This is a genomic window from Neorhizobium sp. SHOUNA12A, assembly GCF_023006505.1.
GTDB lineage: Bacteria > Pseudomonadota > Alphaproteobacteria > Rhizobiales > Rhizobiaceae > Neorhizobium.
The window spans coordinates 93326-118023 of sequence record NZ_JALBGV010000001.1 but is presented as its reverse complement, the minus strand read 5'-3'; the positions used below and the strand labels follow the sequence as shown (position 1 = coordinate 118023).

27 protein-coding genes are annotated in these 24698 nt (G+C 61.0%); 14 read left to right on the top strand and 13 right to left on the bottom strand.

All coding sequences use genetic code 11. From position 1 onward, the window contains the following. Position 1 precedes the first annotated feature (1 nt). The 5 genes from MOV63_RS00590 (at position 2) to MOV63_RS00570 (ending at position 5291) form a co-directional block, all read left to right on the top strand. Entirely contained in the window at positions 2 to 1108 is a 1107-nt protein-coding gene (locus MOV63_RS00590) for an ABC transporter ATP-binding protein (RefSeq protein ID WP_247031065.1), read from the top strand. Positions 1109 to 1222: 114 nt separating this feature from the next. Then, positions 1223 to 2023 (top strand): BON domain-containing protein, encoded by an 801-nt coding sequence (locus MOV63_RS00585; RefSeq protein ID WP_309500809.1) that lies wholly within the window; start codon positions 1223 to 1225, stop codon positions 2021 to 2023. 78 nt (positions 2024 to 2101) lie between these two features. Continuing rightward, positions 2102 to 2317 carry a hypothetical protein gene (locus MOV63_RS00580; RefSeq protein ID WP_247031064.1) on the top strand — a complete coding sequence of 72 codons (216 nt, stop codon included), beginning with the start codon at positions 2102 to 2104 and terminating at the stop codon, positions 2315 to 2317. Positions 2318 to 2493: 176 nt separating this feature from the next. Then, a complete protein-coding gene (locus MOV63_RS00575; RefSeq protein WP_247031063.1) occupies positions 2494 to 4194 on the top strand; it encodes a sensor histidine kinase in 1701 nt (566 codons plus the stop codon). 83 nt (positions 4195 to 4277) lie between these two features. Then, positions 4278 to 5291 (top strand): DNA topoisomerase IB, encoded by a 1014-nt coding sequence (locus tag MOV63_RS00570; protein WP_247031128.1) that lies wholly within the window; start codon positions 4278 to 4280, stop codon positions 5289 to 5291. Between the two features lie 60 nt (positions 5292 to 5351). On the opposite strand, the gene MOV63_RS00565 is transcribed toward MOV63_RS00570, so the two are convergent. Together MOV63_RS00565 and MOV63_RS00560 are read right to left on the bottom strand one after the other, a co-directional pair. After that, positions 5352 to 5912, bottom strand: coding sequence for a type 1 glutamine amidotransferase domain-containing protein (locus MOV63_RS00565; RefSeq protein WP_247031062.1), 561 nt, complete (start codon positions 5910 to 5912; stop codon positions 5352 to 5354). Between the two features lie 51 nt (positions 5913 to 5963). Next, positions 5964 to 6161, bottom strand: a complete 198-nt coding sequence (locus MOV63_RS00560; protein WP_157885169.1) for a hypothetical protein — start codon at positions 6159 to 6161, stop codon at positions 5964 to 5966. Positions 6162 to 6516: 355 nt separating this feature from the next. On the opposite strand from MOV63_RS00560, the gene MOV63_RS00555 reads away from it, so the two are divergent. Beyond that, complete coding sequence (locus tag MOV63_RS00555; protein ID WP_247031061.1) at positions 6517 to 7581, top strand: c-type cytochrome; 1065 nt, start codon at positions 6517 to 6519, stop codon at positions 7579 to 7581. 233 nt (positions 7582 to 7814) lie between these two features. Here MOV63_RS00555 and MOV63_RS00550 read toward each other — a convergent pair whose 3' ends face one another. After that, positions 7815 to 8078: a hypothetical protein gene (locus tag MOV63_RS00550; RefSeq protein WP_038545678.1), complete on the bottom strand. Its 264-nt coding sequence runs from the start codon at positions 8076 to 8078 to the stop codon at positions 7815 to 7817. Positions 8079 to 8193: 115 nt separating this feature from the next. On the opposite strand from MOV63_RS00550, the gene MOV63_RS00545 reads away from it, so the two are divergent. The 3 genes from MOV63_RS00545 (at position 8194) to glgX (ending at position 10873) form a co-directional block, all read left to right on the top strand. Further along, positions 8194 to 8481, top strand: a complete 288-nt coding sequence (locus tag MOV63_RS00545) for a hypothetical protein (protein ID WP_038545675.1) — start codon at positions 8194 to 8196, stop codon at positions 8479 to 8481. Further along, positions 8478 to 8723, top strand: coding sequence for a lipoprotein (locus MOV63_RS00540; protein WP_247031060.1), 246 nt, complete (start codon positions 8478 to 8480; stop codon positions 8721 to 8723). The genes MOV63_RS00545 and MOV63_RS00540 overlap by 4 nt, the downstream gene beginning before the upstream one ends. 71 nt (positions 8724 to 8794) lie before the next feature. Beyond that, positions 8795 to 10873 (top strand): glycogen debranching protein GlgX, encoded by a 2079-nt coding sequence (gene glgX / locus MOV63_RS00535; protein WP_247031059.1) that lies wholly within the window; start codon positions 8795 to 8797, stop codon positions 10871 to 10873. 79 nt (positions 10874 to 10952) lie between these two features. Here glgX and glgA read toward each other — a convergent pair whose 3' ends face one another. Together glgA and MOV63_RS00525 are read right to left on the bottom strand one after the other, a co-directional pair. Then, entirely contained in the window at positions 10953 to 12437 is a 1485-nt protein-coding gene (gene glgA / locus MOV63_RS00530) for a glycogen synthase GlgA (protein ID WP_247031058.1), read from the bottom strand. A 299-nt stretch (positions 12438 to 12736) separates the two neighbouring features. Continuing rightward, positions 12737 to 13087: a DUF2934 domain-containing protein gene (locus MOV63_RS00525; protein WP_247031057.1), complete on the bottom strand. Its 351-nt coding sequence runs from the start codon at positions 13085 to 13087 to the stop codon at positions 12737 to 12739. A gap of 174 nt (positions 13088 to 13261) precedes the next feature. Here MOV63_RS00525 and MOV63_RS00520 point away from each other — a divergent pair, with 174 nt between their 5' ends. Further along, positions 13262 to 13510, top strand: a complete 249-nt coding sequence (locus MOV63_RS00520) for a hypothetical protein (protein ID WP_051899820.1) — start codon at positions 13262 to 13264, stop codon at positions 13508 to 13510. A gap of 102 nt (positions 13511 to 13612) precedes the next feature. Here the strand turns inward: MOV63_RS00520 and MOV63_RS00515 are convergent, their stop codons facing one another. Then, positions 13613 to 14110: a ferritin-like domain-containing protein gene (locus MOV63_RS00515; RefSeq protein WP_038545669.1), complete on the bottom strand. Its 498-nt coding sequence runs from the start codon at positions 14108 to 14110 to the stop codon at positions 13613 to 13615. Between the two features lie 85 nt (positions 14111 to 14195). Beyond that, positions 14196 to 14588, bottom strand: coding sequence for a BON domain-containing protein (locus MOV63_RS00510; RefSeq protein ID WP_247031056.1), 393 nt, complete (start codon positions 14586 to 14588; stop codon positions 14196 to 14198). A 145-nt stretch (positions 14589 to 14733) separates the two neighbouring features. On the opposite strand from MOV63_RS00510, the gene MOV63_RS00505 reads away from it, so the two are divergent. Beyond that, on the top strand, positions 14734 to 15063 hold the full coding sequence (locus MOV63_RS00505) for a hypothetical protein (RefSeq protein WP_038545666.1): 330 nt from the start codon (positions 14734 to 14736) through the stop codon (positions 15061 to 15063). A gap of 33 nt (positions 15064 to 15096) precedes the next feature. Here MOV63_RS00505 and MOV63_RS00500 read toward each other — a convergent pair whose 3' ends face one another. Both MOV63_RS00500 and MOV63_RS00495 read right to left on the bottom strand, forming a co-directional pair. Further along, a complete protein-coding gene (locus MOV63_RS00500) occupies positions 15097 to 15276 on the bottom strand; it encodes a hypothetical protein (RefSeq protein WP_247031055.1) in 180 nt (59 codons plus the stop codon). 193 nt (positions 15277 to 15469) lie between these two features. Then, complete coding sequence (locus MOV63_RS00495; RefSeq protein ID WP_247031054.1) at positions 15470 to 15670, bottom strand: hypothetical protein; 201 nt, start codon at positions 15668 to 15670, stop codon at positions 15470 to 15472. Between the two features lie 110 nt (positions 15671 to 15780). On the opposite strand from MOV63_RS00495, the gene MOV63_RS00490 reads away from it, so the two are divergent. Beyond that, positions 15781 to 16587 (top strand): Ku protein, encoded by an 807-nt coding sequence (locus MOV63_RS00490; protein ID WP_038545660.1) that lies wholly within the window; start codon positions 15781 to 15783, stop codon positions 16585 to 16587. A gap of 18 nt (positions 16588 to 16605) precedes the next feature. On the opposite strand, the gene ligD is transcribed toward MOV63_RS00490, so the two are convergent. Together ligD and MOV63_RS00480 are read right to left on the bottom strand one after the other, a co-directional pair. Further along, positions 16606 to 19137 carry a DNA ligase D gene (gene ligD, locus MOV63_RS00485; RefSeq protein WP_247031053.1) on the bottom strand — a complete coding sequence of 844 codons (2532 nt, stop codon included), beginning with the start codon at positions 19135 to 19137 and terminating at the stop codon, positions 16606 to 16608. A gap of 2 nt (positions 19138 to 19139) precedes the next feature. Continuing rightward, complete coding sequence (locus MOV63_RS00480) at positions 19140 to 19991, bottom strand: Ku protein (RefSeq protein ID WP_247031052.1); 852 nt, start codon at positions 19989 to 19991, stop codon at positions 19140 to 19142. 202 nt (positions 19992 to 20193) lie between these two features. On the opposite strand from MOV63_RS00480, the gene MOV63_RS00475 reads away from it, so the two are divergent. After that, the gene (locus tag MOV63_RS00475) at positions 20194 to 20685 is read left to right on the top strand and encodes a sigma-70 family RNA polymerase sigma factor (protein WP_080719211.1); all 492 of its coding nucleotides are present in this window, start codon (positions 20194 to 20196) and stop codon (positions 20683 to 20685) included. Positions 20686 to 20797: 112 nt separating this feature from the next. Here the strand turns inward: MOV63_RS00475 and MOV63_RS00470 are convergent, their stop codons facing one another. After that, positions 20798 to 21523, bottom strand: a complete 726-nt coding sequence (locus MOV63_RS00470) for a glutathione S-transferase (protein ID WP_247031051.1) — start codon at positions 21521 to 21523, stop codon at positions 20798 to 20800. 2 nt (positions 21524 to 21525) lie between these two features. Continuing rightward, the gene (locus MOV63_RS00465; RefSeq protein WP_247031050.1) at positions 21526 to 22161 is read right to left on the bottom strand and encodes a UdgX family uracil-DNA binding protein; all 636 of its coding nucleotides are present in this window, start codon (positions 22159 to 22161) and stop codon (positions 21526 to 21528) included. Positions 22162 to 22331: 170 nt separating this feature from the next. Here MOV63_RS00465 and MOV63_RS00460 point away from each other — a divergent pair, with 170 nt between their 5' ends. Beyond that, a complete protein-coding gene (locus MOV63_RS00460) occupies positions 22332 to 24674 on the top strand; it encodes a glucose/quinate/shikimate family membrane-bound PQQ-dependent dehydrogenase (protein ID WP_247031049.1) in 2343 nt (780 codons plus the stop codon). The last annotated feature ends 24 nt before the right edge of the window (positions 24675 to 24698 follow it).

Genomic DNA, 24698 nt, shown 5'->3' with positions numbered 1-24698 from the left:
TATGAGCTTTCTTGAAATCAAGGATATTCGCAAGAAGATCGGCAATAACGAGATCTTGAAGGGCATCAATATCGAGCTCGAAAAGGGCGGCTTCCTGGTTCTCGTCGGCCCGTCCGGCTGCGGCAAGTCGACCCTGCTCAACGCGATCGCCGGCCTGCTGCCGCCGTCGTCGGGCGACATCGTCATCGACGGCCAGGTGGTCAACGACCTGCATCCGTCGCGGCGCGATATCGCCATGGTCTTCCAGTCCTATGCGCTCTATCCGAACATGACGGTGGAACAGAACATCGCGTTCGCGCTGGAAATGCGCGGCGTCGAGAAGACGCAGCGCGAGGCAGCCGTCAAGCAGGTCGCAAAGACGCTGCAGATCGAGCATCTCCTGAAGCGCCGTCCAAGCCAGCTTTCCGGTGGCCAGCGCCAGCGCGTCGCCATGGGCCGGGCACTGGTGCGCCAGCCGCGCGTCTTCCTGTTCGACGAGCCGCTCTCAAATCTCGACGCCAAGCTGCGCGTCGAGGTGCGCGCCGAAATCAAGGCTTTGCACCAGAATACCCACGCCACGATCGTCTACGTCACCCATGACCAGATCGAGGCGATGACGCTGGCCACCAAGATCGTCGTGCTGAAAGAAGGCATGGTGCAGCAGGTCGGCACGCCGGCGGAAATCTATGGCCGTCCGGCCAACCTCTTCGTTGCCGATTTCATGGGCTCGCCGGCGATGAACATGCTGAAGGGCAAGGTATCCGGCGCCAATGGCCAGCAGAGCATTACGCTGTTCGGCAATGAAGGCGTCAAGGTTGCAATGCCGCCTTCCGTGACTACCAGTCTTTCGGATGGCAAGGACGTTATTCTCGGCCTGCGTCCGGAGACGATTACCGATGCCGGTCTCGTCGATCCGCACGCACGCGCCACCGCCCAGATCGAGGCGGAAGTGATGATGATCGAGCCGACTGGTTCCGATACCTTCGTCACCGGCAAGCTTGACGGCGCCACCTTCACCGCCCGCACCCGTTCCGACGTGCATGTCGAACTTGGCCAGAAGTTCCCCTTCGCCTTCAATCTCGACAAAGCCGTCGTCTTCGATCCGGAGACGACCAGCCGTATCGAATAGGCGGCAGAGGGTTTGACCTCCAGCATTCCTCCCGAAGGGGGAACAATCCCGGGGAGGCGGGGTTGAGTCTGTGTCCCATGCGAACGGGACCAAACCAGATCGAGGAGACAGACAATGGCTAGTGGAAATCATTCCCAATCGGGTGGGTATCGAAACGACCGGATGCGCGACGAGCGTGATTTCGCGCGCGAGTCGTCCAGCGATTACCGTCCCGGCGATACGGGTTATGTGCGTGGTTTCAGTGACGATCTGCGCGGCGGCGACGCAAATCGGGAGGACGGCGATCGTTCGCGGTTTTCCCGCTACGGCCGCAGCGAACAATGGGCTTCCGATGACGGCGGGTTCGAGGCCGGTTATGGCGACTCGGCACGTTCTCAGGCCTGGGCTCGTGAATCCTATCGCGGCCGGCCTTCGTCGTTCAGTTACGAGCCCGGCCGCAACCGCGTCAACCAGGCCTATGGCGACCGGTACGGCTCGGACTACCGTTTTGGCGGCGAAAGCCGTTCAGGTTCTGACAGCCGCTTCCGCGGCTCGGACGACTATGGCCGCAGACGCGGGTTCATGGAGCGCGCCGGTGATGAAGTTGCCTCCTGGTTCGGCGACGAAGATGCCGAACATCGCCGGATGATGGACGAGCATCGCGGCAAAGGCCCAAAGGGCTACCAACGCTCCGACGCCCGTATCGAGGAGGACGTCAATGATCGCTTGAGCGACGATCCGGTGCTGGACGCATCCAATATCACCGTGACCGTCCAAGACGCCGAAGTGACGCTCGACGGTTTCGTGTCGAGCCGCTGGGACAAGCGGCGTGCGGAGGATCTGGTGGACGATGTTTCCGGCGTCCGGCATGTGCAGAACAACCTGCGCGTCAACAATAGTTCGACCGATACGCTGGCGGGTTCGACCACGGTCTGATCGGTCTGATCCACGCGTCAGGCCGCTGTCGGCGGCCTGACTTCGTTGGGGCCTGACTTCATTCGGGAATGAGACATTATGACCGAGAACAATAACAGAGCCAAAATCCACAAGGATGCCGAGGGGCAGTATGCCAAGTCCAAGGCCGACCGCAAGTCGAGCGGCGTCGCAAGTGCCAAACCGACGGTCATCACCGGCTCCGACGACGCCACGAAACACCGCACCCCTCCCGGCGAGAAGGCGCCCAAAAAGGACTGGGACGTGAATTTCGACGTGGCGGAACGGCCTCGCTGAACCGCAGCCGTCTTTCCGGAAAAACATATCGCCGGCAATCAATCCTTGGCCCGGCCTTCAAAACCAGTTAGAAAAGACCCCGCTAGAATATTAGCAGATGGCGGGATACGGAAATGGACAATGCCGGCAGGTGGCACAGGCACCTGCAGCTTTCTTCTATAGGGTAAACGCGCGGAATGGTTAGAATTTCGCGGTTTTTCCCGACGGCGCCGATTGGTGCGTACCTGGTCGCTCTGGCGGCTGGCGTGGCATTGCCTTTGCTGATTTTCGTCGGTTATCTGATGATGGAGCTGGAGGCGAACGAGCGGGAGATTCTTGCGAGCGAAACCGCCGAGGATGCCCAGCTTATCGCCCGGTCGATCGACCGTGAGCTGCAGGACATGGCGACGACGCTGAGGCTGCTGATTACGTCGCCGGAGCTTGAGGCCGGCGATCTGCGCGCCTTCCACAACCGAACTCAGAACAGCCTCCGGTCCGATTCGCTCTATATCCTCGTCGTTAATGCGGATGGGCAGCAGCGGCTCAACACGCGCGTGGAGTTCGACGCGCCGCTCGGCAAGATCTCCAACATACCGGCGCTCCAATCGGCTCTGAACAACGGCGTGACCGAGGTCTCCAACGTCTTTTTCGGCGCCACCAGCGGCAAGCATGTCTTCAACATCACAATGCCCCTGCCCAAGGAGATTTCCCATTCCGGCGCCGCGATGATCATGACGCAGAACGCCGAGGACCTGCAGAAACTCGTCTCGACGGAAGGTCTTCCTGTCGGCTGGTCGGTTGCGATCGTCGATGGAGCCGGAAAGGTAGTGACCTCGCTCGGCGCCCATGCGCTCAGTTCCGGCACCGCGTTTCCGGCCGATACGCTGAAGCTGATGACGGGGTTCAAGGGCACGATCGAAGATGTCGATGGCAACCGCCGGCAGATGTACGGCTACGCGCAGATCACCGGCTGGACATGGAAGGCCATCGTCTGGGGACCGATCGATGCGGCCCAGGCGAGTATCCTGACGACGTGGCGGCAGTTGATTGCCGGCGGCGCGATCTTCCTTGCCGTCGGAATGCTGATTGCATGGCTTGTCGGCCGCCAGCTTCGCATCCCGATCCGGCAGATCGCCGAAATGGCCGAGCGGATCGGCAAGGGCGAGATCGTCTCTCCGGTGGAGACGAAGATCCGGGAAGCCAACCAGGTCGCGGTGGCACTTTCGAATGCCTCGTTCGACCGCAGCGAGGCGGAAGACCGTATTCACCTCATCCTGCATGAACTCGTGCACCGGACCAAGAACATCCTGACGCTGATCCAGGCGATGATGCGCCAGCTGGCGCGCCAGGACACCACGATGGAGGAGTTCCAGAAGGCAATCAGCACGCGTCTACAGGGTCTCGGAAAATCGATCGAAGCGTTGGCGAAGGAGCAATGGGCGGGGGTCTCGATCCGGCGGGTCATCGAAATCCACATGAGCACGTTCGCGGACGCGGCCGACCGGGTCGAGCTGCAGGGCGCAGATTTTATCCTGAAGGCCGAAGCGGTCCAGAACCTTGGCCTCATCCTCCATGAGCTTGCGACAAATTCGGTGAAATACGGCGCGCTCTCGGTGCCGCAGGGCAAGGTGCTCATCGCCTGGAAGGATCTGGTCGAGGAGGACGACGGCGAAAACCGGCTGGAACTCGTCTGGGAGGAGAGAAATGGCCCCGCAGTCCATGAGCCTTCCCGCACCGGGTTCGGCACGACGATCATCAAGCGCCATGCGGCGGCGGCTTTTGCGGGCCGTGTCGAGATCGACTTCCGCACCGAGGGGCTTTGCTGGACCTTGAACGCACCACGCTCCGCCTTCGAACGAGGCGAGGGCGCCGAAAATCTCAAGGACATCGCTATCTAGCTGTTTATCTTGGTGAGTGCCGGAACGAAGGCGCGGGCCTCGCCGTTTGATCGGCCATGGACGCTATGCTCACCACGATCGATATCGATCAAGACTCCCTCAGGACAATCGGCCTTACTTATGTCAGCGACACGGAGCCCGGCATCCGACGGCTCAAGCGCGGCAAGGGCTTCACCTACCGCCTGCCGGACGGCACCTTGCTTGCCGATCCGGAACATCGCGTGCGGATCGCGTCGCTCGGCCTGCCGCCTGCCTATGTGAATGTCTGGATCTGCCTTGATCCGCGCGGACATCTGCAGGCGACGGGCTACGATTCGCGCGGCCGCAAGCAGTATCGCTACCATCCCGACTGGCAGAGTTTCCGCAGCGAACGCAAGTTCGATCAGCTCGTCCGGTTCGGCGAGGCCTTGCCGCGCATCCGCCGCAAGGTGAAACGCGATCTGGAACTTGGCCTCGACACGTCCGATGCGGTGATCGCCGCGCTGGTGGCCCTGATGGATGCGACCCATCTGCGGGTAGGCAACCGTCTCTACGCCAAGAAAAACAAGACCTACGGCGCGACTACGCTCCTGAAGCGCCACATGACGCTGTCGGGCGAGTCGATCATGCTGCGCTTTGTCGCCAAGGGCGGCAAACGCGTCCAGCACACGCTGAAGCATCCCCGTCTGCAGCGCATCCTCGAAGAGATCGCCGACCTTCCGGGCCGGCAGCTATTTTCCTGGCCGGACGAGCAGGGCGTGCCGCATCCGATCGATTCGGGCCGGCTCAACGCCTACCTCGCCAAGGCTGCGGGGTTCGCCGTCTCGGCCAAGACGTTCCGCACCTGGGGTGGCAGTCTCGCCGCCTTGATGGCAGCCTGGGAGGTGGCGGAGGAGGGCGGGCGCCCGAAGATCAAGGCGATGTGCAAGGCGGCGGCGGAAGTTCTGCACAATACGCCGGCGGTCTGCCGCTCAAGTTACATCCACCCGAGCATTCTCGCACTCTCGGAGGATGTCTCACCGCTGGAAAAGGTGATGAGGGATAAGGCGGCGCTGACGCGGCCGAAGGAGTTGCGCGCCAACGAACGGCGGCTTCTCGCTTTTCTAAAGGAAGTCTAGGCTTCCGCGTCGGCCGCCCGCGAGGAGGTTGCGGGCGGCCGGAGCCGAGCTGACGTCAATTTACGCTGCCCGGCGATTGTGGCGCCCTTCCTGGACCTCCTCGACAATCTTCGCCACGAATTGCGGCAGATCTTCGGGTGAGCGCGAGGTGATGATGCCGTTGTCGACCACCACCGCCTCATCCTTCCAGGATGCGCCGGCATTGCGGACGTCGGTGCGGATCGAATGATAGGACGTCGCCTTGCGGCCGCGAAGTGCATCGGCCTCCACCAGCAACCATGGGCCGTGGCAGATCGCCGCGACTGGCTTGCCGCTTTTCACGAAGTCGCGCACGACCTTCATCGCATCTTCGTTGTCACGCAGGATGTCGGGGTTGATCTGGCCGCCCGGCAGCACGAGGGCATCGAAATCCTCCGCCTTGACGTTCTTGGCCTGCAGATCGACCGAGACGCTATCGCCCCAGTCCTTTCTGTCCCAGCTTTTGATCTCTCCCGCCTTGATGGACGCGATCTTGACAGCGGCGCCGCGGTTTTTCAGTTCCTCCAGCGGGACGCGCAGTTCCGATCGCTCATAGCCGTCTGCCGCGAGAATCAGGATGTTGGCGGACTCGATGGTGGTCATACTGGTCTCCTTTGGTGGACAGTTCTGTTGTTCGCAAAGTCTCGACCGGGTTTAAAGCCGGCCGGTCGAGAGATCCCGGCCGTTGATGGAGGCGGGGACGCTGATTTCTTCTCGGGGCGATTTGGGTAGCGGAAGGACGACGGCCTCGGGTACGACGACCTGCAGTTCTTCCGGATGGGCCACGGCGAAAGTTTTCTTCTGCTGAGTGCCGGTGAGCCTGTTTCTGAGCATTTTTAGAAAGTGTCTCATGGTTTTCTCCCGTCGCGAATGCTGGGCTATTGCCCGTTCACACGGGAGCAAACCCGTCGTCCAAGGATTCGTTCCATCTTTTTCACAGCCGGTTACACAAAGTTATCACGGGGCTGGAACAAATTTCGGGATGGTACGTTTGGCGCCGAATTTTTCGCCCGCTCCTCTCCCGAAGTCGCCGACCTTTCCTGACGGTGCTGCGGGACGTGCTGCTTTCCCTTTCTCCCCATCCGTTTTACGGTGACGGCCGAGACGAGCCGCCTCGCCGCGGACGCTTGCGCCGTTGCGAACACAGGGGCTGTCGCCCCGCATGCCGGACGGCGCCGCGCTGGGGGCCTTTGTGGAGGAGTGGCCGATGACGATCCGCTGGAAATATCTCGCGATCCTGGTGATCGTGGCGCCGCTTCTGGGGCTCGGGTTCGCCTGGTCCGGACTGATGAGCGTCAAGGCGAGCACCGGTCATTGGGGAATGACCGACTGGTTCCTGCACTGGGTGATGCGCAATTCGATCCGGACTGCGGCTCTTTCCATCGAAGCGCCGCCGCTCGATAATCCGGCATTGCTGCCGCCGGCGGCCGGGCATTTCGAGACCGGCTGCGCGATCTGTCATGGCTCACCGGCGCAGGGGCGCTCCGGCGCCGTGCTCGCCATGCTGCCACCACCGCCGGACCTGAAGACAGTGGTTTCCACCTGGAGCGATGCGCAGCTCTTCGAGATCGTCAAGCACGGCGTACGCTTCACCGGCATGCCGGCCTGGCCCGCGCAGGTGCGCGACGACGAAGTCTGGGATATGGTAGCGTTTCTGCGAAAGCTGCCGGGCATGGACAGCGGTGCCTATCTGCAGGCATCCGGCCTTCATGGCATCGGCACCGCGGGGGAAGTCTCACCGCTGCCGATCACCTGCGAAAGCTGCCATGCGGAAAAGCGGCTCAACGGCAACAGCATCATTCCGCGACTGACTGGCCAGTCGGAAGCCTACCTGCTCAACAGCCTGCGCGCCTATGCGCACGGTGAAAGGGCGAGCGGCATCATGAAGGTTGCGATCGGGACTTTGCCCGACGAGAGCCTGCCGGAGCTTGCAAGCTATTATGCCAAGCAGGCGAGGCCGCCGCGACCCGCTGCGCCTTTGGACGCACAGCTCGTGGAAAAGGGCCGCGAGATTGCGGAAAGGGGAAGAGCGGCAGACAAAATTCCCGCCTGCCTCAGTTGCCACGAAAAGCCCGGCGGCAATCCTGCCTATCCGCGCATCTCAGGTCAAAGCGCCCCTTATCTGGAGCGCCAGCTCCGCCTCTTCCACGCAGGTGTCCGAGGCGGGTCTTCCTTCAGCCACCTGATGACGGAGGTGGCAAAAAAATTGAATGAAGAAGATTTTGCCGCTCTCGCGGCCTTCTTTGCCAGCCGCGAGAGCAGTGGGCCTTGACCTCAAGGCCGCTCTCCTCCCCAGGAGCTCAAAAACTCAGACCGGGATGACCATCATGTAACAGGCGGCGATCACCAGCACAAAGCCTGCCGCTTCTACCCATTCTCTGACCATCGTCGCCTCCATCGCTTCGGTCGTGAATGAACGAGAAAGTCGTATTGTAGTTCCACGAAATGGCCATAAACGTGGCGGGATCGCCCTAAATGTGAAATCGCTTGGTTAACAGGGCGTTGTCATTTGTCCGCTTCCGCTCGGGCGCGGGCAGCGTCGAGGATCGAACGAACCTCGCGGGCAGCGGCGTTCTCGATCGCGAAGGCTCCTTCCGGCAGCAGGCCCGGGTCCTCCTCATTATCCTTGAACGTGGCGTCATCGCGCAGCCGTCTGAGGAACGAGGTGATGGTCACTTCGCCGCCGATCATGGCGGACAAGAGCTCGATGAGCACTTCGCGATGCGCATTTAATCGCCCTTCCAGTTCCTGGGGTGTCAGCGTCGACATGATTTCCTCTCCTTATCCGTACCTCGCCTCTTCAAGGAGATAGTGGAACCTTTCGCAGAGGGAACAATCGCTGTGACCGAAAGTTCATCCTTCAGCAAGAACACGGAGGAAGACCATGGCAGAATTTGCCAGATCGGACGGTAATCAGGGTCGGCGCGATGTACGCGACCGGCTGATCCTTGCCCTTTACGCCCAGCTGAAGGCCGAACGGCAGACCCGCGAGGCATTGGAATATGTCATCCGCAATGGGGCTCTGGCGCCTGAAGTGCTCGAAGCCATTGCCGGCGACCCTATTCCGGCTGCAACCGCCGAGGATGTCGCCGCAGTCGAAAAGGTGATCGCGCTCGATGCGCATCGCCGGCAGGCCGCATTCCGAAAGTCCCATGGAGAAGACAAGACATGAAGCGCTTCGTTGTGGCGCTGTCGGCTGTCGCGCTTTTGAGCGCCTGTAGCGACAGTGGCGAAAAACAGAGCGATCCGATCAACAACACGCCGCCGTCGCAACCCAATAACACGGCGCCCACGGATCGCAGCCCTTCACCGCAGACCGGTACAGGTGGCCAAAGTCCGGCGACGTCGCCATCCGGCACCACCAATACGACGCCAGGAAGCCCGCCGCCGGCACCCGGATCGGGCAATCCATAGTTTTCCCGGAGCCGAAGGAACGAAATGCTGTGTCGCACCATTATGACGCCAGTCTTTCAATTGGGTGCGACATGGATACGAAATCGAACCATTTTGTCATCGAGCCCGGCTCCTGGCTTCAGCTCGGCGCCAACTTTGACGGCGAGGGCGTCAATTTCGCGATTTTCTCGGCCCATGCGGAGCGCGTCGAGCTGTGTCTCTACGACCCAAGCGGCAAGATAGAGATCGCCAGGCTGGAGCTCCCGGAATACACTCACGAGATCTGGCACGGTTATGTGCCGGGACTGAAGCCGGGCGCCCTCTACGGCTTCCGTGTCCACGGCCCCTACGATCCGGAAAACGGTCATCGCTTCAACCCGAACAAGCTGCTGATCGACCCCTATGCACGCGAACTCGTCGGCAAGGTCGATTGGAACGAGGCACATTTCGCCTACGATCTTTTGCACGAAGACAAAGATCTCACTTTCGACGAGCGCGACAGTGCGCCGTTCATGCCGAAATGCCGGGTCATCGATCCGAACGAATTCGATTGGAAGGACCAGAACCGGCCGAACATCGCCTGGCCGGCAACGATCGTCTATGAAGCTCACGTGAAGGGCTTCACCCAGCTGAACCCAGGCATTCCGAAGGACCTGCGCGGCACATTCGAGGGCATGGGGCACAAGGCCTCGGTGAATTACATCAAGAGCCTCGGCATCACTTCGGTCGAACTGATGCCGGTCCATTATTTCCCCGACGATCAGCATCTCCTCGACAAGGGCCTGCATAATTTCTGGGGCTATAACACGCTTGGCTTCTTCGCGCCGGCATCCCGTTATTATGGCCCCAGAGGCATCCAGGGGTTCCGCGACATGGTGCGGTCGTTTCACGACGCGGGCATCGAGGTCATCCTCGACGTGGTCTACAACCACACGGCGGAAGGCAACGAGCTCGGGCCAACGCTGGCGTTCAAGGGGATCGACAACTTCTCCTACTACCGGACCATGCCCGACCAGCACCGCTATTACATCAACGACACCGGCACCGGGAACACGGTGAATACCTCGCACCCGCGCGTGCTGCAGCTGATCATGGATTCCCTGCGCTACTGGACCGAGAGCATGCATGTCGACGGGTTCCGTTTCGATCTCGGTACGATACTCGGCCGCGAACCGGAGGGTTTCGACGAACGCGGCGGGTTCTTCGATGCGATCACGCAGGATCCGGTTTTGTCGAAACTGAAGCTGATCGGCGAGCCGTGGGACATCGGTCCCGGCGGCTATCAGGTCGGCGGTTTCCCGCCCGGCTGGGCAGAGTGGAACGACAAGTATCGCGATACGGTGCGCGAGTACTGGAAGGGCACCAATGTCTCGACGGACTTCGCCGCCCGCCTGCTCGGTTCCGGCGATCTCTACGACCAGCGCGGCCGGCGGCCGTGGGCGAGCGTCAACTTCATCGCCGCCCATGATGGTTTCACCCTGAACGATCTCGTCTCCTACAACGACAAGCACAACGAGGCGAATGGCGAGGACAATAACGACGGCCACAACGACAACCGCAGCTACAATTATGGCGCCGAGGGTCCGACCGAGGACGAGGGCATCAATGCGGTGCGCGATCGCCAGAAGCGGAATTTCCTCGCCACCCTGTTCTTCTCGCACGGGACGCCGATGCTGCTCGCCGGCGACGAATTCGGCCGCAGCCAGATGGGCAATAACAACGGCTATTGCCAGGACAGTGAAATCTCCTGGGTTCATTGGGAGGACCTGCCGGAGACCTGCGAAGAGCTTCGCGAGTTCACCCGCCAGATCATCAGGCTGCGCCGCGAACAGCCGCTGCTGCGTCGAGAAAACTGGCGCGACGGCCTGGACATCAAATGGTTCAACGCCGGCGGCGGTTTTCAGACGCCGGAGCAGTGGGACGAGGGCTCCACGCTCGGCCTCCATATCGGCCGGACCGATCTTCGGGAAGAGGAGGGCATCTGGCACGACGTCCTGCTGCTCTTCAACCCGTTCGAGGGCAATGTGCCCTTCCGCATCCCGCAGTTCGGCGAGGGCGGCTGGGTGCTTGAACTCACCACCTCCGACCTTTCCAAGCGTGGCCTGGTGATCACCAAGGAGAAGGATTTCGAGCTCGAAGGCCGCAGCTTGGCGCTGTTCCGGAGACCGTAACGCCTTCAACTTGCTCCCATAGACAAGAAGAACCCGGCTCTCAGGCCGGTTTCTCCTTGTCAGCTGGTTGGTTGGGACCTTAAAGCGTCGCGCGGCGGATATCCGAGCTTGTCGAGACAACATGTCCGGATTTCAGCACAAGATTGGCATAAACGGCGGCATATTGCTGGGCGCTACGTTCCCAGGAGAATTTCGCCTTCATGCCTTGGTTCTGCAGGCGCGCCCACATTTTCGGATCGGCATAGGCGTGCAGCGCGCGGCGAAGCGCCAGCCGCAACCCATCGGTCGTCACCGGATGGAACTGAAAGCCGGTCGCAACGCGGGCGGACATCGCCGCGTCATTGGCATCTATGATGGTCTCGGAGAGCCCGCCGGTGCGGGAGACGACCGGTACGCAGCCGTAGCGAAGCGCATAGAGCTGCGTCAGGCCGCAGGGTTCAAAGCGTGAGGGCTGGACGATCGCGTCCGATCCGCCGTGGATCAAATGCGCCGTTGGCTCGTCATAGCCGAAATGAACCGCCATCCGGCCCGGAAAACGCGCGGCGGTGTCGGCGAGCGCCCGCTCGATTTCCCGATCACCTTGCCCGAAGACGATTACCTGACCTCCGTGGCGAATGATCTCGTCCGCCGTATCGGCAAACATGTCGAAGCCCTTCTGCCATGTCAGCCGACTGACGGCGGAAAATAGAGGGCCTTCCCGACCGGCATCCAGCCCGAATCTTTCGAGCAGAACGGCGCGGTTCTCGCGCTTGCGGCGCAGCGTGCCGACGTCGTAATTGCGCGGCAGGTGCGGGTCGGTCGACGGATCCCAGATATCGAGGTCGATGCCGTTGACGATGCCGCGCAGGTCGGAGACGCGGGCGTTCAGGACCCCGTCCATGCCCATGCCGAAGCGTGGCGTGAGTATTTCGCGCGCATAGGTCGGGCTGACGGTGGTGATCGCATCGACTGTCTGCAGCCCACCCTTCAGGAAGCTGATATCGCCGAAATATTCCATGCGGTTCATGGAATAGGCCTCCGGCGGCAGGCCGATGCTCATCAGTACGCCGGCAGGATACTGCCCTTGGAAGGCAAGGTTGTGGATGGTCAGCACCACGGGCGTCCTGCAGCCGCGCTCGCGCATGTAGACCGAGGTCAGCGCCGACTGCCAGTCATGGGTGTGAACGAGGTCCGGAACCCATCCGGGGAGCACTCCATCGGCGATTTCCGCCGCGGCAAGGGAAAGTGCGGCGAAACGCCTCCAGTTGTCCGGATGGTCGACGCCGTCTTCGTCGACATAGGGGCCGCCCGGCCGATCGTAGAGAGCTGGCGCATCGAGCACGAAGAGGCTGAGGCCTTCGACCCGGGTGTGGAGGAGCGAGGCTTTTTCGCCCAGCAGATTTTCGAAGGTGACGAGCGGCATGGCGCTCTTCAGCTGCTGCATGACCTGCGGATAACCGGGGATCAGAGACGTCGTCTCGATGCCGAGGGGAGCAAGTGCCTTGGGCAGGGAACCTGTCACATCTGCAAGCCCACCTGTCTTCACAAGAGGAAAGATTTCGGACGTGACCGAAAGAATCCTCATTCCCGGAAGCCCCCGCTTTCCATAACCTGTCTTGATCCCCTGATCCATTGCGCTCCGCTCATCTCGACGGGGTTCGTCGAATGGGACGTAAGCGTTCATCATGCGTGCCTCAGCCATCTGCCAGTCTCACCCTCAAGAACGTTTCGGCCTTGGCCAACGTTCCCCGACAGAGTGGAGCCACGGCCAAGTTCAGACGCAAAAGCCATTTCGATTTTTCCAGGGTAAATAAGTCTGCGGCCGCGATGATGTCAGTCGCCGCGACCAATAACGATAGTGATGAAGTTGGGTGACGGGCGGCGTCAAGCGCCAGCCGGAACCTTCTTGGAGCGCTTCTTGGCCGGTTCGACGGCTTCCGGCATGGCAACGGCCGGTGCCTTGGACGTTGTCTTCGCCGGAGAAGCCTTGGCTGCGGCCGTTTTCGGAGTTGCAGCCTTCGCCGCCGCTTTCGGCGACTTCGCGGCGATGGCTGACTTGCCGGCTGACTTGCCGCGCGACCCTGCCGCAGGCTTCTTGGAAGCGGTCGGCCCGAGCGTCGCATATTCCAGCTTGGCCCGCTCCCAATGCTCCCTATCCTTGCCTGAGGGATAGCCTTCTTCTTCCCACAAAATGTAGGCCCGCTTTCTGATCCAGACTTCTTCGGATTCCGCCATTCTTGTCTCCATTCGCCCAAGCGCCGAAACGTGTGCGGCGCAGAAAAGTTCCCTGGTAAAAACGAAAAATCGCAACCCGGCCGAGACGCGGCCAACACTTGAAAAAAACTTCCCCGGAGGCGGAACTTTTGGCTGTCAAATATACTTATGGCCGCCGGGAAGGAGACACATCCAATGGGAAAGTACTGCGATATCGTCCCACACGCAACCGGCTGGGTCTATGTCATCGACGGCGTTCAGTCTGCGTCCTATTATCACACCTATGAGCTCGCCATGGAGGCTGCCAAAGCACATGTGGCACGCGACCGAAGCGGGCGGGTGGAGATTTTCCGGCGGCAGGCGCTGAACGGCGAAATGTTGCCGGTTCCCCCAATGCAAGGGAACCCGGACCCGTCGGCACTAAGGCGATCTTTCCCGGCTTGAGAAGGCCGGAAGGGAGGAAAAGCCCCGGATCGTCTCCGGGGCTTTTTTTCGGGTCGATGAAAAGGCGCGGCCGGCGCCGCGCCTCTCATGGGATTGCGAATGTCACGCAGCTTTCTGGGCCGCGGTGTTCACTGCGGTCTTGGCGAGAGCCGTCAGGGCCTCGTCGGTCTTGCTTTCCTCGGCGAGCGTCTGTTCGAGAAGCGTTACGGCGTCCCGGTGACCGAGCTGCTGGGCCCAGGCACGCAGGGTGCCGTAGCGGCTGATCTCGTAATGTTCGACGGCTTGCGCTGCGGCGAGCAGCCCGGCGTCGAGAGCTGGCGTGCCCTTGAACTCGTCAAGGATCTCCTCGCCTTCTTCGATGATGCCGTCGATCGCGGGGCAGGTCTTGCCCTGGGCCCGCTTACCTATAATCTCGAAGACCTGCTTCAGGCGATCGATCTGACCTTCGGTTTCGTCCCTGTGTTTCTCGAATGCTGCCTTCAGCTTCGGATCCTGGGCGCCGCGTGCCATCTTCGGCAGCGCTTTCACGATCTGGCGCTCGGCGTAATAGATGTCCTTCAGGGTTTCATGAAAAAGGTCGTCGAGGGTCTTACTGGCCATGGGTCTCTCTCCTTGTTGATGGGTGTTCTTATGGGGGGATTGCGAGGCACCTAACGAGCGGAGTGCCTCGCCGGTTCCACGAAAATCAATGCCTTTCGGGAGCAATTCGAAGATTATTGCGGCAGGCGACGACACCCTCGATGTCGAGAACGACGTCTTCGGCACGGGTCTTGTCGGCAAGCTGCGCGACGTATCCCTCCAGCGTCACCTCGCCGTTCTCCACCGAGACCGCCATGTTGGTCGGGTCGAGAAAAGCGTCCTGGGTCAGGTGCTCATTGACGTCCTGTGCGATCAGATCGTCGGGTCGGTCGTAACCGTTCGGTGCCTTGCCGATCTGCTTTTCCTGTTCCGATCCCTCGGCGAAGATATTCGCTTCGCCCTGAAGATAACCGCTCGGGCGGCTTTCTGCCGGGCCCTCCCATCGAGGCCATTGCGAGGTCTCGCCGGGACGGCCAGCTTTCGGCTGCTCATTCTTCATCGGCTTTCTCCTTTTCAGGGGCATGATCGCCCGCAGCGGAGGAACCCACGGTTGCCGGAAAAGTTCCATGCGACTTGATGGAACCGGAACGCCCGAAACGCGTTTGGACCGTCAACTAGAAAAATGTTTACGACGGGAGAGACACATGCAGGACAGGCTGAAGATCTATCGGCTGGTGCCGACTGCTGCGCCACATGATCCGAACTGGCAGAACTCGCCACCGCATGGCGAGGTGGTGGTCAGGGCAAAGACCGCTGGCGATGCGCGCCTCGTGGCGAGCCAGGCGGAACTTGATTTCATGGAAATCGACGCTTCCCCCAGCGAAGGCAATTCGACGGAGATGGCGAGCGCCTTCCGTAGCGACAAGCTCTATACGGTGATCGAAGACAGCAGCGGGCGGTTTGCGCCGAACGGGCCGCGGTGCGTGATCGGCGGCCGTGTGCGCACGGACAACCTGATTTCCACCCAGCTATGATGCTTGGGGTAGAGGTGCGCAAGAGCGAGGATATCAGTCGGTGCGACCGTCGATCTTTTCGTTGAGTGCCTTCTGTAGCGCGCGCGCCAGGTCAAGCAGTCGATCAGGAACCTCTTCCTTCTCGATCTCGGTCAGAAGGACCGAAACCTTGCGGCTGACCCGCCGTCCCATCCTGATGTCCTGTTCCGCAACCGGAGTGTCTTCTTTCGCCATCCCGACCTCTGACGTAATCACTACCGGCATCCGTTGCCGAAACAATAGGCGCCCGCCATAACGCTACATTAGCCTTCCATACATCAGGAAGGCCAACTTCGGATATCCCGAAAAAGTCACAGAGGACAAATGAAATAAGACGACTTCCTATCCAGGAAGCCGCCCAATTTGTTCCATAAGTTTTTCAGAAAGATCAGTGCCGGGGCGGTTTCGGCGTGCCGGAGGGGATCGACGTCACCGTGGTCGACACCGGATCGCTTGCTGGAAAGGTATTTTCCAGGCCTTCGTTGAGCTGTTCATCCAACTCCTTCTTTTCGCCGCGCTCGCGAGCCGACTGCTCGGCTTTTTTGTGTGAGTCTTTCTGCGCAGGGTTCGGGGTGCTGCTGGTGCTCATCTCGTTTGTCTCCTTGGCCTGTTTCGTCATGAAAACGGTCTGGTGCGAAAGTTTGTTCCGGAACCAAGCGGAGGCAGCGCGGGTTATCGGGCAAACGAAGGAGTTTTGTCGTGGCCCCGCGCGTATTCTGGAAAGGTTATCTGAAGCTCTCGCTCGTCACCTGCCGGGTGACGATGACGCCGGCGGTCTCCGAAGGCGCCAAGGTGCGGTTCCACAATATCAACCGCAAGACCAATAACCGCGTCCTCAGCCAGTATGTCGATGCGCAGACAGGCGAGGCGGTCGAGGATGACGATCAGGTCAAAGGGTATCCGAAAGGCGAGGACGACTACGTTCTTCTCGAAGACGAAGAGATCGAGGATGTCGGGCTCGAAAGCACCCGCACCATCGATATCGAAACTTTCGTGCCGGCCGACTCGATCGGCTGGATCTGGTATGATCGACCGCATTATCTGGCGCCCGACGACGAGGTGAGCGCCGAAGCCTTCGCTGTGATCCGGGAGGCTATGGCGAAGACCAACACCGGCGGTATTGCCCGGCTCGTCATGTATCGTCGCGAGCGGGCGGTTTTGCTGTTGCCGAAGGACAAAGGGATCGTCGTCTGGACCTTGCGTTACGGCGACGAAGTCCGCGACGCTGGCGAATACGCGGCTGAGAAACCGAAGGAGAGCGCCGGTTCCGAACATCTGGCGATGATGAAGAAGATCATCGATGAGCGCACCCAAGCCTGGAAGCCTTCAATGGCGGACGACCCGGTCCAGGACCGGCTGCTCGAAATCATCGCCGAGCGCAAGAAGAGCCGGAAATCCAGGAAGAAAGTCGAGGAGAAGGGACCCGAGCGCAGCAGCAATGTGATCGATATCACCGCGGCGCTGAAGAAGAGCCTGGAAGCGGAGCGGAAAGCGCCGAGGAAGTGAGGCGTCTCATCCCAGCGTCTACCGTTTCTTCTTTGCCTTGAACTCGATCGGGGCTTCCGCCTTGCGAAAATCTCCCCACGGATCGCTCGTCTGCTGGGCGATGCGCGCCGGGGCGTTGATGACCGTGAAATAGTTGGGGCCGATCGCGCCGCCGAGTTCGTCCCACTCGACCGGCATGGAAACCGGTGCGCCGGGGCGGGCACGGGTGGAATAGGGGGCGACGGCAGTATTGCCGCGACCGTTGCGCAGGTAGTCGATGAGGATCTTGCCGCTTCGCTTCGACTTGGTGATCGTCGATACATATTTGTCGGGGTCGTCGCCGGCCATGCCGTCGGCGAGCGCCTTCATCGCCGCCTTCACCTCCGGCCATTCTGCCTTTGGTTTGACCGGTGCGACGACATGCAGGCCCTTGCCGCCCGAGGTTTTTACGAAGGCCACCAGCCCCATGTCCTCGAAACGACGCTTCACCTCATGAGCGGCAGCGATGATATCGGTCCATGAGACGCCTTCGCCCGGGTCGAGGTCGATATTGACCATGTCCGGCTTTTCCCAGTCGTCAAGCGTCGAGCCCCAGGGGTGGATTTCCAGCGTTGCCCCTTGGACGAGGCCGAGCAATCCATCGAGGTCGCGGATGGTGATATCCTCTTCCGCCGGATCGGTGGGATCCTTCACGAGCACGGCGTTCTTGGTCATGCCCTTCCAGCCATGTTTCTGGAAGAATAGCGGTTTACCGATCCCATCCGGCCCACGCACCAGCGCCAGCGGGCGGTTGACGACGAAGGGCGCCATCAGCCGCCAGACTTCGGTGTAATAATCCGCAAGCCCGGCCTTGGTCACACCGGCATCTGGCCAGTAGACCCGGTCCGGATGGGTAAGATTGACTGTCCGTTTCGGTGGCTTCGGTTGTTCCGCTGCATTCACAAGTCCGCCCTCCCGGACGATATCCTCCGGATCCTTGTCTTCGCGCAGGCCCCGGAAGGCCGCGTGGCGGATATGCGCATCCGCCGTCCAGCCGCGAAACTCCACTTCCGCAACCAGCTCGGGCCGCACGAAAACGACATCCTTCTTTTCCACCGCTGCGAGCTTTTCGTCAAACGGGCTTTCGCCGGTCTGGATCTCCTGGAGGCTCTTGAAGAGCGATTGCGCCATGGCATTCGAATAACCGGTGCCGACGCGGCCGGCATGCCGCAGCTTCCCCTTGTCGTAGTATCCCATGACCAGCGATCCGATCGCCGTCCTCGAAACGGAGGAGGGGACAAATCCGGCGATCACGAATTCCTGTCGTGCCGAACATTTCGACTTCACCCAGTCGCGACCGCGGCCAGGGCGATAGGGCGCATCCGATATCTTGGAGATGATGCCTTCGAGGCTCAGCCGGCAGGCATGTTTCAGGACCAGACCGCCTTCGTCGCCAAAATGCTCGCTGTAGCGCAGGGCCGGGCCGCTGCCGGCCAGCAGTGTTTCCAGCGCCTCCTTGCGCTTCAGAAGCGTCGCGCCGGTCAGGTCGTAACCGTCGAGATGCAACAGGTCGAATGCGTAGAAGGTGAACCGGTCGTCCCGGCCTTCGCTCAGGTCCTGCTGGAGCAGGGAGAAATCGGTGGCGCCGGAACCGGCCTCGACCGCTACTTCCCCATCGATAATCGCATCGGCCGGGCTAAGCTTTCCGAATTCCGCGATGATCTCGTCTCCGAACTTATGCGTCCAATCGAGCCCGGTGCGCGTCAACAGCTTTACCTTGCCATTTTCGATACGGGCCTGCAGGCGATAGCCGTCGAGCTTAATCTCGTGGACCCAGCGTTTGCCGGAGGGCGCGCTCTTCACCAGGGTCGCAAGCTGCGGTTCGACGAAATCCGGGAGTTCGGCTTTCCTGGCGCCCTTAATCTTCGAGGCAGCGATGTCGGATTTTTCCGGTCCGGGATCGGATTTCGTCTTCGTCTTCGGTTTGGCCGTACTCTTTCCCGCCGGCGCCTTGCGGCCCCAGATTTCGTCCAGCGTCTTGCCCGATTTCACCGAAAGTGGCATCTCGTCGAGAGTGTCCTTGTCGCCCTCGGCGCGGGCGAATTCGTCCTCGCCTTTCACCAGCAGCCAGTTCTCGCGTTTTTCGCCCTCTCTGCGGGCCATGCGGATCAGGTGCCAGCGGCCCTCCAGCTTCTCGCCCTTCAACTCGAATTCCATATGGCCTTTCTTATAACCCTTGTGTGGATCGCCGATCGGATCCCAGGTGCCGCGGTCCCACAGCAGCACCGCACCGGCGCCGTAATTGCCTTTGGGGATCATGCCTTCGAAACCACCGTAATCGAGCGGATGGTCTTCCACATGCACTGCCAGCCGCTTTTCGCCGGGAACGAAACTTGGGCCCCGGGTCACGGCCCAGCTTTTCAGCACACCGTCCAGTTCCAGCCGGAAATCGTAATGCAGCCGGGTGGCGTCGTGCTTCTGGATCACGAAACTGTTGCCGGATGCCTTGGCCTTGCGGCCGCCGGAGACTTTTCCTTGAGGCTCCGGGGACACCTTGAAATTCCGCTTCTGATTATAGGTTTCGAGCGCCATGATCAGCTCGCCTTTCTCTGCGGGGCGGCAGTCTTACGAGGTACGGTTTTCTTGGCTGACTTCTTCGGTGCGGTCTTCTTGCCGCCGCCGGCGCTCTGTCGCAGTGCGTCGAGCAGGCTGGAAACCTTCTTCGGTTCCGGCTTCGGCTGCTTCCTGAGCTTGCGGCCCTCGATCTTCGCCTTGATCAGCTCGGCAAGTGCTGCCTCATAGCGGTCGTCGAACTCGCTCGGGTCGAACTCACCGCGTTTGGTGTCAATGATGTGTTCGGCAAGATCGAGCATCTCGCCCTCGATCTTGAAGCTCTTGATATCGGAGAAGATTTCCTTCGCCGGCCGGACCTCGTAGTCGTAGTTCAGTGTGCTGGCGATCAGGCCTTTTTCGCTGGGGCGGATCAGCAGTGTCCGCAGCCGCCGGAAGAGCACGGTGCGGGCGAGTGCAGCGACGTTCTTCTCCTTCAGCCCCTTGCGGATCAGCTCGAAGACTTCCGCGGCCGGTTTGTCGGCCGGCGCCAGGTAATAGGGTCGATCAATGAAGATGGTGTCGACGCCGTCGCAGGGAATGAAGGTTTCGAGCTCCAGCGTCTTGTCGCTCTCGGGTACTGCGGCCTTCACCTCGTCGGGCTCAAGGAAGACATATTGGCCGCTTGAAACTTCGTAGCCTTTGACGATGTCCTCGCTTTCGACCTGCCTGCCGGTGTCGGCATCGACCATCTGGCGGTGGACGCGGTTGCCCGTCTCCCGATTGATGATGTGAAAGCTGACACGGTCGGATGTCGAGGCGGCGGTATAAAGCGCCACCGGGCAGCTTAGTTCGCCGACCTTCAGATAGCCTTTCCAGTTTGCACGCGGTGCCATTCCGAACTCCCGGCAGAACTCCGTGAAAGTCCTATCAACAGGCCTGCCGGCCCGTTTGTTCCCTTGAGCGGTGCGCGGTTTTCGTCAGGAAGATGAACAGGGCGTCCATCTTGGCGGAACCAAATACGCGAGGCGTGCGTTTGCCCCCGTCATTCCAGCCATGAAGACTTCGGAGAGGTAGGCAACGGTGTCTGAATCACAGTTGAATGGTGATCCTGCACGTGCAGACATAGTAAGGCTTATCCCGGCTCTCCGCGCATTTGCCCGTACTTTCTGCCGCAATCCCAGCGATGCAGACGACCTGGTGCAGGAGACGTTGATGAAGGCGCTCGCCAATCTCGACAAGTTCGAGCCGGGCACCAAGTTGAAAAGCTGGCTTTTCACCATCATGCGCAACACCTTTTATTCGCGGGCCAAGGTACTTGGCCGAGAGGCGCCGGGGATCGAGGAGAATATTTCCGGCGATACGCCGGTCGCAGCGAGCCAGGAGGTTGCTGCTCGGGCGCAGGAAGTCCAGCGGGCGCTCCAGAAATTGCCTCCGCATTATCGCGAAGTGCTGACGCTGGTGGCGATCCTGGGCGAAAGTTACGAGGCGACGGCGGAGATATGCGATTGTGCGGTGGGCACGGTGAAAAGCCGCCTCAACCGGGCACGGCATCAAATTCTGCAGGAATTGGGAGAAGAAACGAATTGAGCTGCCTCATCCGGCAGCTTTTATGCTTTGGAGGTCGCCGTGAAGTTCACTTTGATCGCGGCGGCGATCGTTCTTGTGACGATCGCCCCGGTTTTCGCATTCATCTAGCAGATCAGGCCGGATCCTGGTCAAGGTCCGGGTAATGCCGGAATATGCCCGACTCATTGAACGCGAGCCGGCGTTTCGACCTTAGATAGGCCTCGATATTCGGACGTTGGGCGACCGCGTCGCGTAGTTTGGCGACATGGGGGTAATCATTATCGAAATTTTTCATCGCACGCGGGAAGGCATAGGCGAGACCTTTGGCGAGCTGGAAGAGCGACAGGTCGGCGTAAGTCAGGGTGTCGCCCACCGCATGGCCGCTCTTGGTAGGGTTTGCGGCGATGATACGGTCGAAATAGCCGATGAATTTCGGCACCCGGTGTTTCAGGAAGGCCTTGGAACGCGCCTTGGCCTCCTGCCTCTGATCCTCGTAGTAGTCGGCGGTGCTGATCGGGTGGTGCGTATCATGCACTTCCGCGAGGAAATCGGTGACCGTCAGCTGGAGGCCGTGGGCGAAGAGGCGGGATTTCTCGTCTTTCGGCACCAGATTCAGCTTCGGCCCGAGGTAATTGAGGATGTTGGCGACGTGTGAGACGACCAGGTCGCAATCCTTGAGAAAGGGCGGTGCGAACGGCATGTCGTAACCGTGCTTGCCGTGCATATAATCCATCATTTTCGCAGTGCCGCGTTCGCCGCGGGCTACGTCCACATAGTCGGCTCCAGCCTCTTCCAGCGCCAGCCGCACGAATTCACCGCGGCCCTGAAGGCCGTCCCAGTAATAAAGTTCGTAAGTCATAGTCACTCCAGAAATTCTGCGATCTTCTCCAAGTCTTCGACGAAGCGGGCCCGGTTGAGCTCCGCGTCCGGCTGATCCAGCGTCCTCAGCAGCGCCGAAGGATGGATGGTCACCAGTACCGGCAGGCCGTCCGGCGATCTCAACATCGTGCCGCGATCACGGGTCACTTTCGCCTGCCTTCCCAGCAAGGCATAAAGCGCTGTCGCGCCGAGCGCTACGGCAAGTTTCGGTTTGACCAGGCGCAGCTCCGCTGCCAGCCACCAGGCGCAGGCCTGGACCTCGCCGGTATTGGGTTTGGCATGGATGCGGCGCTTGCCGCGTGGGGTGAACTTGAAATGCTTCACCGCATTGGTGACGTAGCAGATATTACGTTCGACGCCGGCTTCCTCCAGACAGCGATCGAGGAGCTTTCCCGCCGGCCCGACGAACGGCTTGCCCGCCTGATCCTCCTTGTCTCCCGGCTGCTCGCCGACAAAGAGCACCTTGGCCTTGGGCGGCCCCTCTCCGAACACGAGATGGGTGGCGTTCCTATAGAGGTCGCAACGCGTGCAGCTTTCCGCATCCTGCTCGACGTCCGGCAGTTTTTCGCCCTCCGCGCCCGATGTCTCGAAGGCTGGGCCTTTGCGCGATGTCAGCATGTTCGCACTCCTTGTAGACGGTTTAGAACCGGCTCGCCCGTCTGACTGTTCCTTTAAATTTGCATGGCGGGAATATGGGTTGGAACTTTTGCACAAAGGTTGGGTTGAAGGCTCGTCTGGTTTGGCAACGTTTTTCGCTCGAGATTTTCAAGTTTGGCAGGATTTTGAACATGGCTATCAGGATTACCGCGATCGTTTTTATTTTGATCGGTTTGGCGTTGGCCGTCGGCGGCGGACAACTGGTACTGCTCGGAGGCAGCGTCTATTACATTATCTGCGGTCTCGGCTTCGTGGTGACCGCCATCCTGCTTTTCCTCCGGAATGCCATGGCGCTCAGGGTCTATGCAGTTGTCGTGCTCGCTTCGCTCGCCTGGGCGATCTGGGAGGTCGGGCTCGACTGGTGGCAGCTCGGCCCGCGCGGCGGACTGATCATCCTCCTCGGTCTCTGGCTCCTGACACCCTGGGTTCGCACCCCGCTCGGCTTTTCGAGCCCGACCGGCATGCGCTACGGCGCCAGTGCCCTGCCGCTCGGTATTTCGCTGATGATCGCGATCGTCGTCGCCATAGTTTCGATGTTCCTCGATCCGCTCGACCGGAGCGGCGAGCTGCCGCAACAGTCGGTCGCTGCCGCTCCGCCGATGGGCGGCAACGTGCCGCCCGGCGAATGGCATCAGTATGGACGGACGCCCTATGGGCAGCGTTATTCGCCGCTCGACCAGATCAAGGTCGACAACGTCGCCAAGCTCACGGAAGTCTGGCGCTACCAGACCGGGGACGTGAAACGGCCGGACGATGTGGGCGAGACCACCTATCAGGTGACGCCGCTCAAAGTCGGCAATTCGCTCTATCTCTGCACGCCGCACAATCTTGCCATCGCTCTCGATGCGACGACCGGCAAGGAGAAGTGGAAATACGACCCTAATTCCGGCATGAACCCGGATCGCCAGCACCAGACCTGCCGCGGCGTCAGTTATTACAAGGACGCCGCCGCGGCAGCCGGCAGCCCGTGTGCGGAACGGGTCTATCTGCCGACCTCGGATGCGCGGTTGATCGCCCTCGACGCCGCGAACGGCCAGGTCTGCACCTCCTTTGCCGACAACGGAACGCTGCAGCTCACCAGCGGCATGCGGTACAATCCAGCCGGCTACTATTATTCGACCTCTCCGCCAGCGATCGCCGGCAACAAGATCATCATCGGTGGTGCGGTCAACGACAACTATTCCACCCAGTCGCAATCCGGCGTGATCCGCGCCTTCGACGTCAATACGGGACAGCTGATCTGGAACTGGGATTCGGGCAATCCGAGCCAGACCCAGCCGCTGCCGCCGGGTCAGACCTACACGACCAATTCGCCCAATAGCTGGTCGGTGTTCAGCGTCGACGAGGAGTTGGGGCTTGTCTATGTGCCGCTCGGCAACCAGGTACCGGATCAGCTCGGCATGGGCCGCAGCGAGAGCGTGGAGAAATATTCCTCCTCGATCGTCGCGCTCGATCTCAATACCGGTGCCGACCGCTGGGTGCGCCAGACGGTGCATCACGATCTTTGGGACATGGACGTGCCTGCCCAGCCGGTCCTCCTCAACATCTCGAGGCCGGACAATACGGTCGTGCCGGCTCTCGTCGGCCCGACCAAGCAGGGCGACATATACGTGCTCGACCGCCGCAGCGGCGAGCCGATCATCCCGATCACCGAGGAACCGGCACCGGGAGGTGCGATCCCGGAAGATCGTACTGCGCCGACGCAGCCCACCTCAGCCTTGTCCTTCAAGCCGAGACCGCTCGAAGAACGCGACATGTGGGGCGTCACCATGTTCGACCAGATGGTCTGCCGCATCTGGTATCATCAGTACAATTATCTCGGCCGCTACACGCCGCCGTCGCTGAAGGGCTCGATCATCTATCCGGGCAATTTCGGCACGTTCAACTGGGGCAGCGTCGCGGTCGATCCGGAGCGGCAGGTGATGTTCGGCATGCCGACCTATCTCGCCTTCACCTCAAGGCTGGTGCCGCGTGCGGATATCCCGCCGAAGGCACAGGATCAGAAGGGCAGCGAACAGGGCCTCAACCGCAATGACGGCGCACCTTACGGCGTCTACATGGGTCCGTTCCTCGGGCCGCTGCAGATCCCCTGCCAGGCGCCGCCCTGGGGTTACGTCTCCGGCGTCGACCTGCGCACCGGCCAGATCGCCTACAAGCACCGCAACGGCACGGTCTATGACATGACGCCGCTGCCGCTGCCCTTCAAGGTCGGGGTGCCCGGCATCGGCGGGCCGATGATCACCAAGGGTGGCGTGGCGTTCCTTGGCGCTGCCGTCGACAACTATCTGCGCGCCTACAACCTCACCAACGGCCGCGAGCTCTGGAAGGCGCGGCTGCCGGCCGGCGGCCAGGCGACGCCGATGACCTATGCGGTCGACGACGGCCGGCAGTTCGTGGTGATGGTGGCCGGCGGACACGGTTCGGTCGGCACCAAGCCCGGCGACTACGTGATCGCCTATGCGCTGCCGCGATAGACGCAGCCAAACGAAAGGCCCGGG

Bases quoted from the DNA above. Each gene is read 5' to 3' on its own strand.
- MOV63_RS00500 (WP_247031055.1), bottom strand. From the start codon at position 15,276: ATGGCGAAAGAAGACACTCCGGTTGCGGAACAGGACATCAGGATGGGA.
- MOV63_RS00495 (WP_247031054.1), bottom strand. From the start codon at position 15,670: ATGAGCACCAGCAGCACCCCGAACCCTGCGCAGAAAGACTCACACAAA.
- MOV63_RS00580 (WP_247031064.1), top strand. From the start codon at position 2,102: ATGACCGAGAACAATAACAGAGCCAAAATCCACAAGGATGCCGAGGGG.
- MOV63_RS00515 (WP_038545669.1), bottom strand. From the start codon at position 14,110: ATGGCCAGTAAGACCCTCGACGACCTTTTTCATGAAACCCTGAAGGAC.
- MOV63_RS00560 (WP_157885169.1), bottom strand. From the start codon at position 6,161: ATGAGACACTTTCTAAAAATGCTCAGAAACAGGCTCACCGGCACTCAG.
- MOV63_RS00465 (WP_247031050.1), bottom strand. From the start codon at position 22,161: ATGCTGACATCGCGCAAAGGCCCAGCCTTCGAGACATCGGGCGCGGAG.
- MOV63_RS00505 (WP_038545666.1), top strand. From the start codon at position 14,734: ATGCAGGACAGGCTGAAGATCTATCGGCTGGTGCCGACTGCTGCGCCA.
- MOV63_RS00585 (WP_309500809.1), top strand. From the start codon at position 1,223: ATGGCTAGTGGAAATCATTCCCAATCGGGTGGGTATCGAAACGACCGG.
- MOV63_RS00545 (WP_038545675.1), top strand. From the start codon at position 8,194: ATGGCAGAATTTGCCAGATCGGACGGTAATCAGGGTCGGCGCGATGTA.
- MOV63_RS00470 (WP_247031051.1), bottom strand. From the start codon at position 21,523: ATGACTTACGAACTTTATTACTGGGACGGCCTTCAGGGCCGCGGTGAA.
- MOV63_RS00575 (WP_247031063.1), top strand. From the start codon at position 2,494: ATGGTTAGAATTTCGCGGTTTTTCCCGACGGCGCCGATTGGTGCGTAC.
- MOV63_RS00520 (WP_051899820.1), top strand. From the start codon at position 13,262: ATGGGAAAGTACTGCGATATCGTCCCACACGCAACCGGCTGGGTCTAT.
- MOV63_RS00555 (WP_247031061.1), top strand. From the start codon at position 6,517: ATGACGATCCGCTGGAAATATCTCGCGATCCTGGTGATCGTGGCGCCG.
- MOV63_RS00550 (WP_038545678.1), bottom strand. From the start codon at position 8,078: ATGTCGACGCTGACACCCCAGGAACTGGAAGGGCGATTAAATGCGCAT.
- MOV63_RS00460 (WP_247031049.1), top strand. From the start codon at position 22,332: ATGGCTATCAGGATTACCGCGATCGTTTTTATTTTGATCGGTTTGGCG.
- MOV63_RS00510 (WP_247031056.1), bottom strand. From the start codon at position 14,588: ATGAAGAATGAGCAGCCGAAAGCTGGCCGTCCCGGCGAGACCTCGCAA.
- MOV63_RS00565 (WP_247031062.1), bottom strand. From the start codon at position 5,912: ATGACCACCATCGAGTCCGCCAACATCCTGATTCTCGCGGCAGACGGC.
- glgA (WP_247031058.1), bottom strand. From the start codon at position 12,437: ATGAGGATTCTTTCGGTCACGTCCGAAATCTTTCCTCTTGTGAAGACA.
- MOV63_RS00480 (WP_247031052.1), bottom strand. From the start codon at position 19,991: ATGGCACCGCGTGCAAACTGGAAAGGCTATCTGAAGGTCGGCGAACTA.
- MOV63_RS00590 (WP_247031065.1), top strand. From the start codon at position 2: ATGAGCTTTCTTGAAATCAAGGATATTCGCAAGAAGATCGGCAATAAC.
- MOV63_RS00525 (WP_247031057.1), bottom strand. From the start codon at position 13,087: ATGGCGGAATCCGAAGAAGTCTGGATCAGAAAGCGGGCCTACATTTTG.
- MOV63_RS00540 (WP_247031060.1), top strand. From the start codon at position 8,478: ATGAAGCGCTTCGTTGTGGCGCTGTCGGCTGTCGCGCTTTTGAGCGCC.
- ligD (WP_247031053.1), bottom strand. From the start codon at position 19,137: ATGGCGCTCGAAACCTATAATCAGAAGCGGAATTTCAAGGTGTCCCCG.
- glgX (WP_247031059.1), top strand. From the start codon at position 8,795: ATGGATACGAAATCGAACCATTTTGTCATCGAGCCCGGCTCCTGGCTT.